This window comes from Halorubrum amylolyticum, assembly GCF_004114995.1.
GTDB classification, from domain to species: Archaea; Halobacteriota; Halobacteria; order Halobacteriales; family Haloferacaceae; genus Halorubrum; species Halorubrum amylolyticum.
In genome coordinates this window covers 204,278-213,560 of the sequence record NZ_SDJP01000003.1, presented here as the reverse complement: position 1 = coordinate 213,560, position 9,283 = coordinate 204,278, and the positions used below count along the sequence as shown (strand labels likewise).

The window sequence follows — 9,283 nt, the reverse complement described above, 5'->3', positions numbered from 1 at the left end:
CCGCGCTCGGCGAACCCCAGCGACGTAAGTACCGCAAGGAGCGAGCAACGCGAGCGACTGAGGAGCGCAGCGAGCTGTGGGAGCCGAGCGCGGCTGGGGCTTTGGAGGTCGTCGCCGCAGAGCCGTCGATCACCGATACACAGCCGACAGCAACACCACTCGATCATTTATAAATAACCGATCCGACACAGTGATTCACGTACTCCCGCACTCGATCAAGAAACCATCCGCAGCGACCGGCTGTGCCGGGCAAATGCTGTCCGAAGAAGAGGGTTTCAGCAGGGCCAAAAACCGGGTGTTCGTCCGTCCGTTCGGTATCGAGGCGTCGTTAGCTGCGGGTAAAGCGGTACTCGACGGTGCCAACTCCCGGCAGGCTGACGCGGCCGACAGTCTCGCGGTCGACGTGGCGGGCGATCGAACGCGACAGGGCGACGAGCGCGACGACGCCGGTCAGGACGCCGAGCGAGACGAGCGGGTACGAGGCCACGAGGACCGCCAGCCCCAGAAACGCGAGGAACGCGAGCGAGGCGCGGGCGCCGCCGTCGAGCGAGTCGGTCGCCCTCGGGCGTCGGCCGTCGGCCGAGAGACCGTGTTTCGGTTGCAGTGGTTGGTCAGTACCGTATCGCATTCCCTCCCGGCCTAAAGGCCGGGATTCCCTGCTTGTAGAAAGATGGTTCCCCGTACGTTCTCGTCAGGCATATACCTTTCATATCTCAGATATGTTTTGAGAACTGGTAACACACAGCTACTCTAGGAGGGAACTAAAACGGCCGTTAATGCCGTGTAATTCTTACCATGGTACTTATTCGTACACTCATAATATATCTAGTAGTTCTGGGAGAAGAGGAGGAGGAGGAGGAGAGCGGGACGTGGACGGATGTCGGGCCGCCGTGGTGGTCGGCCCCCTGTCGTGGTGACTCGTCCGATCTCGATGTCGGGGTCGCGTTAAGTTAGTATCAATATGGCTGCCGTCATGCGATTTTGCTGAAGTGTTCTAGAATGTTGTAGCTGATCGTGTTCTGACGATCAACGGGAAGGAGAACTGAGAAGGCAGATCCTGTTTCTCCCGGAGTTACTACCTATCTTGAGTGTATAAATTGGTTTCCCCCAACTCGCGGAATACTCTCGCCGTCCTGCGTTTCTGCTTAACTTAACGCGACCGATGTCGGCGCCCTCACTTTTATTCCGGTCCGGTACGTATTGGAGAGACGAACAAACGATGCCGACGACACACGACACACCCTTCCCACGGACGGAGCCGGTCGCGGTCCCGGACCGCCGTCGGGTCATCGCCGGGCTCGCGGACGGGGCGGTGGAGACGGTCGGGGACCTGCGGGTCCGCGGCCGGGCGGACGAGATCGCCGCCGAACTCCGCGAGACCCACCTCCCCGCCCTGGAGGAGGCCGGGTACATCGAGTGGGACCGGGAGACGGGGACGATCGAGCCCGGACCGAACTTCGAGGAGGCGGCCGAGCACGTCGCCGACCTCCCCGACCTCAACGAAGAGCCCGAAGAAGACTGAGCCCGCCGACAGGGGGTCGCGTCCGCCGCCGGAGCCCCTGCGAGCCGCGCCCGACGGGTCCGCGAGCCACGCCCGAGACGTTTATACGCCGCGGCGGGCGACCCCAGACATCGCATGGCCGAGCCGATACTGAAGTGGGCCGGCGGGAAGCGGCAGCTCCTCGACGAGCTGTACGCCCGGTTCCCGGCGACGTACGGTCGCTACCACGAGCCGTTCCTCGGCGGCGGCGCGGTGTTCTTCGACCTCGAACCGCCGAACGCGACGCTCAACGACGCGAACCCGCGGCTGGTGAACTTCTACGAACGGGTGCGCGACGACCCCGAGGCGCTGATCGAGCGGCTGGAGTCGTTCGACGACCCCGACGCCGACCCGGACCCCGCCTTCCCGTACGCCGAGGAGACCGCCCGCGGCCGCGACGTGGAGAGCTACTACTACCAGCAGCGCGCGCGGTTCAACAGGCGGCCGTACGAGGGCGAGTTCGACCCGCTGGAGGAGGCCGCGCTGCTGTTGTACCTCAACCGCACCTGTTACAACGGGCTCTACCGCGAGAACGCCGACGGTGGGTTCAACGTCCCCGTCGGCCGGTACGCGAACCCCGACTGGGTCCAGCGCGACCGGGTCCGACTGGCGAGCGACGCGCTCGCGGACGCGACGATCCGGAACGGCGACTTCGCGTACGTCCTCGACGCCGCGGCGCCGGGCGATCTGGTCTACTTCGATCCCCCCTACGAGCCCATGAGCGCGACCGCGAGCTTCAACGAGTACAGCGCCGAGGGGTTCGACCGCGAGGACCAGCGTCGGCTGCTCGACGTGGCGGTCGAACTTGACGAGGCGGGCGTGTGGGTCGTCCTCAGCAACAGCGGCGTGATGGACGAGCCGTACGCGGAGGCGGGGTTCCGCGTCGAGATCGAGGGTGCGACCCGCGCGATCAACAGCGACGCGGGGAACCGCGACGAGGTCGACGAGATCGTCGCTACCAACGTGCCGCCGGCCGAGCGACGCGAGGCCGGACAGCGCGACCTCGCGGAGTTCTGAGGGCTAGCGACCTCAGTCTCCGGCCTCGTCGCTCGCCGCGACGCAGGACCGACCGCAGAGGGCGGGCTTTTTGCCCTCCCCCGCCGACGACTCGCGTATGACCGATCTCGATATCGACCTCGTCCTCGTGTCGGTGGACGGCAGCGAGGAGTCCCACGAGGCGGTCGACTACGCGATCGCCGTCGCCGACGAGTACGGCGCGAGCGTCCACGCCCTGTACGTGCTCGACGAGGACGTGGTCCGCGCCATCGACCACGGCGTGGTCGACGAGACCGACGTGGCCGACGACACCGAGGCGTTCACCGACTCCGTGGCGCGGCGCGCGGAGGCGGCCGGCGTCTCCCACAGCAACTCCATCGCCTACGGGTACTCCACGACGGTGAAGACGGTCCACCCCGGAAGCGTCGTCCTCGACACCGCCGAGGAGATCGAGTCCGACTTCATCGTCGTCCCGCGCGAGCCCGTCTCCGGGGACCCCGGCGAGGTGCTCGGGAAGGCGGCCGAGTACGTCCTCCTGTACGCCAGCCAGCCCGTGCTGTCCGTCTAATGGCCGACGGTCTCCCCTTCCTCCCGGCGGGAACGACCCTCCCGCCCGCGCCGTACCTCCTCGTCGTCCTGCTCGCGACCGGTGGAGTCGTCGCCACGCTCCGCCGGCGGCGCCCGCGGGTCACCGGTCGCCGCGTGTTCGCGCTCGCGCCGTGGATGGCGCTCGGCTCGGCGGCGCACGTCCTCTACGTCGTCGACGCGCTCCCGCCCCGCCTCTCCCCATTCGCCGGCTCGCCGACCGTCTACCTCACGGTGGGGTCGCTGGCGGGCGCGGCGTGGCTCGCCGCCGACGCCGCCCGCCCGGATCGGGTGGCGGAAGCCCTCGCGCTCGCCGGCGCGCTCTGCCTCGCCCCGGTCGTCGCGGTCGCGCTCTCGACCGGGTTCTCGCCGGCGGGCGCGCGCTGGTCGACGATCGCGCTCGCGCTCACCCTCCCGATCGCCGGCGCCGCGTGGGTCGGCCTGAACCGAATCCGGCCCGAGACCGCGGTCACCGGCGGCGTCGGCGCCCTCGCGGTGTTCGGCCACGCGCTCGACGGCGTCTCGACCGCGGTCGGGACGACCCACCTCGGCTTCGGCGAGCGCACGCCGCTCTCGCGGGTCCTGCTCGAGATCGGCGGACTCCCGTCGCTCCCGGTGATCGGGGAGGGAGGGCTGTTCCTGCTCGTGAAGCTCGCGGTCGCGAGCGCCGTCGTCTGGCTGTTCGCTGGGTACGTCCGGGAGACGCCCGCCGAGGGGTACCTGCTCTTGGGGTTCGTCGCGGCGATGGGGCTCGGTCCCGCGGCCCACAACCTGCTCCTGTTCGCCGTGGCGGCGTGAGCGACCGGACGCTCGCGACGGGGTTCCGGCTTTAGAGGACCGCGAGCGCGAATCCGACGGCGACGCCGGCCAACAGGACCGCCTGGACGAACGAGCCGGCGAAGACGCCGATCACCGCGTAGACCGACCGTCGGAGGGCGACACGCGGCTCGGCAGCGTTCTCGGAGAGGCTTTCGAGGAACACGGTTCCGCCGACCCCGACGACGAGGCCGACCGGGCCTACCACGAAGAGCAACGCGATACCCACGAGGGTGCCGACGGCGACGCTCCGCGCCGACGCGCCTCCGAGTCTCCCGGAGACCATCCCCGACGCCGGTTCCGCCGCGGACGCCAGAAGCGAGACGAGAACGAGCGCGAGCAGAGCGACGAGGCCCGGCTCGGTGAATCCCGTGGAGTACGCGTAGCCGACGACGGTCAGCGCCGCGAGGACGCCGCTCGGTACGAACGGGACGAACGAACTGGCCGTCCAGACGACCAGTAACGCGATCGCGATTCCGGCCGCGGAGAAAGGCATACGCGACCATCGCCGCACGGGTTCAAAACGGTTCACCTCGGGCGGGCCGTCGGCCGCCGCGTCGGTTCGACGGCGCGGCGGCTCTTCGAGACGGGAGGAACCCGGAGAAGCGAAGCCGAACCGACCGCCGCCCTCAGTCCTCTTCTTCGACGACTTCCGGGTCCTCGATGGCCGACTGGAGGGAGTCGAGCCCGTTGACCCACTCGGAGACGAGCCCGTACTCTAGGTCCTCGACGAGGTCGATGTCGAGTTCCTCGCCGTCGATGATGCGGGTGCCGGCCTGCACGACGTAGCCGAGCGCGGCGTCGAGGTCGTCCTCGGCTTCGGCGTCGGCGGCCGCGCGCACGAACTCGCTCACGTCGCCGTCGACGACGCCGCCGACGACGTACTCCTCGGCCGCGTAGAAGACGGGGACGAGCGAGGTCTGGACGCCGTCGATCAGCATGACCTTGTCCTCGTCGTCGAACTCCACGTCGGCGAGCACGATGTCGCGGACGGAGTGGATCTCCTCGACCGCACGGTCCTCGTCGATGCGCCCGTCGTCGAGCGCGGCGAGCACCTTCACGATCGCGATCGCGGCGTCGTCTTGGAGGTTCAACAGGAGCCGCGCGGAGTCCTCGTTCTCGGGGTCCAGATCCTCCTCTTCGAGCCGGTCGAGCCAGTTCTGCCACCGTTCGTCGGTATAGAAGGTTTCGACGGCGTCGTCGTCGGTCATGTCCCGTACGTCGCCCGGACTACTCAAATGCCTTTCCTATCGATCGTCGCGCGAGACGGCGTCTCACCCGCTCGACGGCGGGATTCGGGCGTCGAGCTCGGGCGTCGCGCTCAGGCGCCGCGCTCAGGTCGCGACTCAGACCTCTCGATCCAGCGTCGCCTCGGTGTCGATCCCGTAGACTGCGCGGGGGGTCTCGACGTGAGCGGTGCGGACCGCGTCGTCGTACCCCTCCTCCAGCAGCCAGCGGACGCGGCGCGGGACGGTCTTCGGGCCGAGTACCATCCCCGGCTTCTCGGGATCGTCGACGAAGTCGGTCTCCATCAGGAACGGCTCGCCCGACGTTGCCGCGCGCTCCAACCGGTCCTTCTCGCTCATCACGCTCGGGGTCGGCCCCGCCAGTTCGCCCTCCGCGTAGTGTTTCACGACGTTCGTCGGGTCGAGGCCGACCTCCTCGGCGGCGTCGGCCAGATCGGTGAGGTCCTCGCTGGCCTCCGTGTGCAGTTGGACGGCGCAGTCGAGGGCGGCGCCAAGCTCGAACGCGCGCCGGGTCACGGCGTTCGAGGCGTCCCAGACCGCGTCGCTCACGTCGTAGTGCGGGCGCCCCGACTTCAGCGCGAGCGCGTCGCCGTCGGCGACGAACTCGCTCGCGACCTCCAGCCCGCCGCACATCAGGTCGCGGGCGTCCACGGGCGAGAACCCCCGCTCGTCGACGAGCCGGCTGATCAGGCCCGGGTGGACGCCGAGCACCGGCCACGCGCGCCCCGGGAGTACCTCGTTCGCGGCCGCAACCGCGTCGAGCGTCTCCTCGAAGACGGGGCGGAAGTCGGCGGGTTCGTCGGGCTCGACGCCGAGGTGCCACGACGGCTTGTTCACCACGAGCAGGTGGGTGCCGCCGAGCCGGACGAACTCCTCGACCGCGTCGATCCCGCGGCCGTGACGCGGATCGAGGTGGAGGTGGTCGTCGAGCACCGGCGTGTCGAGATCGTCGGTCATGCGTGAGGGACGTGGCGGTCCGCACTATAAGGAACGGCGGAGTCCTCTCGCGAGGAGACGGGCCGGGCGGGCGATCGGCCTCACTCCGCAGCGTTCGGACGGCCCACGGGCTCCGGGGCGCTTCCGGTCTCGATCGCCCGTCGGGTCGACTCGTCGATCTCGACGAGGTGACACAGCGGGTTCCCCGGGTAGACGACCGGGTTCTCCAGGAGGCCGATCAGCAGCCCGGTGAAGGGCGCCTCGACCCCGACCGCGTCCTCCTTGAACGGGTTGGTGATCGTCGCGATCCGCTCGCCCTCGCGGACGAGCGAGCCGCTCTCGAAGTGGGTGTCGACGATCCCGCCGGAGTCGGCCCGGAGCCACGTCTTCTCGCCCGCGCCGGCGACGATCACGTTGGAGCCGAACGCCAGCGCGAGGCGGTGGACCCCGTCGTCGGTCATGTCGCCGCGGACGTGGAGCATGTCCGCGTGCCGGACGCGCTGCTCGCGCTGTCCAACGACCGCCTCAACGAGGGGTGCGAGCGCTTCGGCGAGGTCGGCGTGTACAAGACGGCGATCGGCACCCACGGCGGCGGGACGTGGAAGGTGGACCTCACGGAGCGGGTGAACCCGAAGGTGGGGAACCGGCAGGCGTTCCTCCAGCGGCTCATCGACCGCGACGACGAGAAACACCGCGATCTGCGGGTGTACGTCGTCGGCGACGAGATCGTCGGCTCGATGTACCGCTACGCGCCCGAGGACGCCACCGACGACATGCCACAGGAGGCCGCCGAGACCGCGCTGTACGCCGCCGAGGTGATGGGGCTCGACTACGCCGGCGTCGACCTCGTCATCGGCATCGGCGGCAACCAGCACACCGTCACCGCGAGCGTCGAGGACCGCGGACACATGGAGTACCCGCTGCTCCTCGGCCGCGACATCCTCACCGACTACCGGGTCGACGTCCGGAAGCGCGCCGACGTGGAGGAGGCCGAGCGCGACGAGGCGGGCGAGATACTCGAAGAGGAGTAGCGGCCGGACGACTACTCGACGTCCGGCGCCTTCTCGCCGGCGGGGACGACGATCTCCAGCCAGTTCTCTTCGGGCGGGAGCGGGCAGGAGAACGTCTCGCTGTAGGCGCAGAAGGGACTGTACGCGAGGTTGAAGTCGATCGTCACCGCGTCGCCGTCGGCGAGTTCGCCGTCCGGCTCAAGCTCCATGTACCGCCCGTTGTGATACGTCTGCTGGCCGGTCGTCTTGTCGCGAAACGGGACGAAGATGGCCCCGTCGTCGCCCTCCTGCCGGTAGCCCGCGAGAGTGTGTTCCTCGCCGCGGAGTTCGAACGCGAAGGTGACGACCCGGAGGTACCGAACCGGGTTGCTCGCGGTGGTCTCCATCTCGACCGGTTCGGGGTCGTCGTGGACGGTGACGGTCGCCTCGACCCGGTAGTCGGGGTTCGGCTCGAAGTAGTCGAGCCCGTCGAAGTCGTCGCGGTCCTCGGGCGGGATCGGCGACTGCGGGTGCTCGGCGAAGAACTCGTCCTTCTCGCGGCGGTTCGCGCGGAGGCGTTCGGCGTAGTCGTCGCTCATGTCCGCGGCGAGGGCCGCCGGGGGTTTCAGGGTCGCGGTCTCGGGGCGAACCTACCCCGGATCACCAGCGAGAATCGCTCACAGCGCCTGCAGGTCGGTGAGACACTCGTCCAGATCGCGGGTCGAGGTCGCCAGCGAGAACCCGTCGACGCGCGCGAGGTCGGCGGCGTGGTCCCACAGGTCGCCGTCCTCGATCCCGTGGAGCACGACCGCGTTCGGCGTCGGGCTCACGACCCGCAGCGCGACCAGCGGCGACTCGCCGCGCGTGACGCGCGTGAACACGAGCGCGCGGTTCGTCGACTGCCCGTACAGCCGGTAGAACTCCTCGCTCGACAGGCGGGTGATCGCCTCGATCGAGTTGATGACGGTGTGGCCGTTGACGTGGTCCTGTTCGCCGCGCACGATCTCCGTCGCGCCCATCGCCTCGTAGAACTCCTCTAAGGGGACCGCCGTCGAGTACTCCCGGAGGTCGTGGACGATGTCGCTCTCGAAGCCGGCGGAGAGCACCCGCGCGTACTGGCGGAGCCGCCCGCCGCCGCGCCGCTCGTCGATGTCCAGGAGCCCCTCGACGGTCCGCCGGACGACCCCGATCCCCGGGCTCTCGCGGCGCCCGCTCTCGTAGTCCGAGACGACCGACGAGGAGACGTCGAGCTGGTCGGCCAGTTCCGTCTGGGAGACGTCGAAGTCGGTCCGCCACTTCCGGAGGGTCGCTCCGGGGTCGTCGCTGAGCGTTATCTCGCCGGCGATCCGGCGGGAGAGTTCTTCGCGTGCGTCGCTCATGACCCGATCCGACGACCGAGCGCCGCAAAAGACTACCGAAAGCGGGGTTCGTCGAACGTCGACAGCGGATCGGGAGAACGGTGTCGGGCGACGCTACTCCACCGTCAACGAGTAGACGATGACGCCGAACCCGATCGCGGTCAGCAGGCTGTTGATCGCGATCCCGACGGCCAGACTCGATCCGATGATCTGGTGGGAGACGCCGCCGATCAGCGCACCGACGGTGACGATGCCGAAGCCGATACCGAGCGCGCGCAGCGAGGGGCTGCCGGTCCGACCGTACGCCCGGAGCGCGTAGTAGGTGATGCTGCCACCGAGCACCAGGATGGCGGTCTTTGCGACGATGACGAACAGGTTGATGTACGTATTCATGTTTCCTCGCGGAGCTCCGACCACAGGTCGGCCAGTCGTTCGTCCCGGGTGCGTTCCGGGCGAGTGAACTCGACCTCGAACTCGCGGTCGTCCTCCTCGTCGATCGAGACGGTGACCGTCTCGAACGAGACCGAGTAGCGGGTCGTGTGTTGCCCGTCGCGGCGGATGTCCGTCGACTCCGACAGCAGGGACGCCTCGGTGAGCAGCTCCAGCTTCCGGTAGGTCGTCGACAGGGGGATGTCGCACTCCTCCGAGATGTCGCTGGCCGTCTTCGGCTCGGCGAGTGCTGACACGATCCGCCGTGCGTCGTCGTCTGCGAGCGCGTCCAGCACGTCGTCGACCGGCGGCGGACTCTCCTCGCGCGACGGGTCCCGCACCATACGTGCCCGTTCGACCGCCGGGACTTAAAGCATCGAACTTCCG

The 9,283-nt window shown here is 68.8% G+C and carries 12 protein-coding genes and 2 pseudogenes; 5 read left to right on the top strand and 9 right to left on the bottom strand.

Annotated elements, in window-relative coordinates; genetic code table 11:
- Positions 1 to 328: 328 nt before the first annotated feature.
- A complete protein-coding gene (locus ESO89_RS05040) occupies positions 329 to 628 on the bottom strand; it encodes a hypothetical protein (RefSeq protein WP_241686119.1) in 300 nt (99 codons plus the stop codon).
- Between the two features lie 591 nt (positions 629 to 1,219).
- Here ESO89_RS05040 and ESO89_RS05035 point away from each other — a divergent pair.
- From ESO89_RS05035 to ESO89_RS05020, 4 genes are all read left to right on the top strand, one after another.
- Positions 1,220 to 1,522: a DUF7344 domain-containing protein gene (locus tag ESO89_RS05035; protein ID WP_128904572.1), complete on the top strand. Its 303-nt coding sequence runs from the start codon at positions 1,220 to 1,222 to the stop codon at positions 1,520 to 1,522.
- A gap of 114 nt (positions 1,523 to 1,636) precedes the next feature.
- The gene (locus ESO89_RS05030) at positions 1,637 to 2,557 is read left to right on the top strand and encodes a DNA adenine methylase (RefSeq protein ID WP_128904571.1); all 921 of its coding nucleotides are present in this window, start codon (positions 1,637 to 1,639) and stop codon (positions 2,555 to 2,557) included.
- Between the two features lie 97 nt (positions 2,558 to 2,654).
- The gene (locus ESO89_RS05025) at positions 2,655 to 3,104 is read left to right on the top strand and encodes a universal stress protein (RefSeq protein WP_128904570.1); all 450 of its coding nucleotides are present in this window, start codon (positions 2,655 to 2,657) and stop codon (positions 3,102 to 3,104) included.
- A complete protein-coding gene (locus ESO89_RS05020) occupies positions 3,104 to 3,919 on the top strand; it encodes a DUF63 family protein (protein WP_128904569.1) in 816 nt (271 codons plus the stop codon). Before ESO89_RS05025 ends, ESO89_RS05020 begins: the two co-directional genes overlap by 1 nt.
- Positions 3,920 to 3,950: 31 nt before the next feature.
- Here ESO89_RS05020 and ESO89_RS05015 read toward each other — a convergent pair whose 3' ends face one another.
- The 4 genes and pseudogenes from ESO89_RS05015 to ESO89_RS05000 form a co-directional block, all read right to left on the bottom strand.
- Entirely contained in the window at positions 3,951 to 4,433 is a 483-nt protein-coding gene (locus ESO89_RS05015) for a DUF456 family protein (RefSeq protein ID WP_128904568.1), read from the bottom strand.
- 133 nt (positions 4,434 to 4,566) lie between these two features.
- Positions 4,567 to 5,148 carry a DUF2150 family protein gene (locus ESO89_RS05010; RefSeq protein ID WP_128904567.1) on the bottom strand — a complete coding sequence of 194 codons (582 nt, stop codon included), beginning with the start codon at positions 5,146 to 5,148 and terminating at the stop codon, positions 4,567 to 4,569.
- Positions 5,149 to 5,283: 135 nt separating this feature from the next.
- Positions 5,284 to 6,141, bottom strand: coding sequence for a TatD family hydrolase (locus ESO89_RS05005; RefSeq protein ID WP_128904566.1), 858 nt, complete (start codon positions 6,139 to 6,141; stop codon positions 5,284 to 5,286).
- Between the two features lie 80 nt (positions 6,142 to 6,221).
- A pseudogene (locus ESO89_RS05000) lies at positions 6,222 to 6,701 on the bottom strand (succinylglutamate desuccinylase/aspartoacylase family protein); the annotation flags it as partial.
- On the opposite strand from ESO89_RS05000, the pseudogene ESO89_RS04995 reads away from it, so the two are divergent.
- A pseudogene (locus tag ESO89_RS04995) lies at positions 6,600 to 7,151 on the top strand (hypothetical protein); the annotation flags it as partial. The pseudogenes ESO89_RS05000 and ESO89_RS04995 sit on opposite strands and share 102 nt — an antisense overlap.
- 11 nt (positions 7,152 to 7,162) lie before the next feature.
- Here the strand turns inward: ESO89_RS04995 and ESO89_RS04990 are convergent.
- From ESO89_RS04990 to ESO89_RS04975, 4 genes are all read right to left on the bottom strand, one after another.
- Positions 7,163 to 7,708, bottom strand: coding sequence for a DUF1684 domain-containing protein (locus ESO89_RS04990; RefSeq protein ID WP_128904565.1), 546 nt, complete (start codon positions 7,706 to 7,708; stop codon positions 7,163 to 7,165).
- A 78-nt stretch (positions 7,709 to 7,786) separates the two neighbouring features.
- On the bottom strand, positions 7,787 to 8,488 hold the full coding sequence (locus ESO89_RS04985; RefSeq protein ID WP_128904564.1) for a helix-turn-helix domain-containing protein: 702 nt from the start codon (positions 8,486 to 8,488) through the stop codon (positions 7,787 to 7,789).
- Between the two features lie 93 nt (positions 8,489 to 8,581).
- Complete coding sequence (locus ESO89_RS04980) at positions 8,582 to 8,860, bottom strand: DUF7521 family protein (RefSeq protein ID WP_128904563.1); 279 nt, start codon at positions 8,858 to 8,860, stop codon at positions 8,582 to 8,584.
- Positions 8,857 to 9,240, bottom strand: coding sequence for an ArsR/SmtB family transcription factor (locus ESO89_RS04975; RefSeq protein WP_128904562.1), 384 nt, complete (start codon positions 9,238 to 9,240; stop codon positions 8,857 to 8,859). The genes ESO89_RS04980 and ESO89_RS04975 overlap by 4 nt, the downstream gene beginning before the upstream one ends.
- Positions 9,241 to 9,283 lie beyond the last annotated feature (43 nt).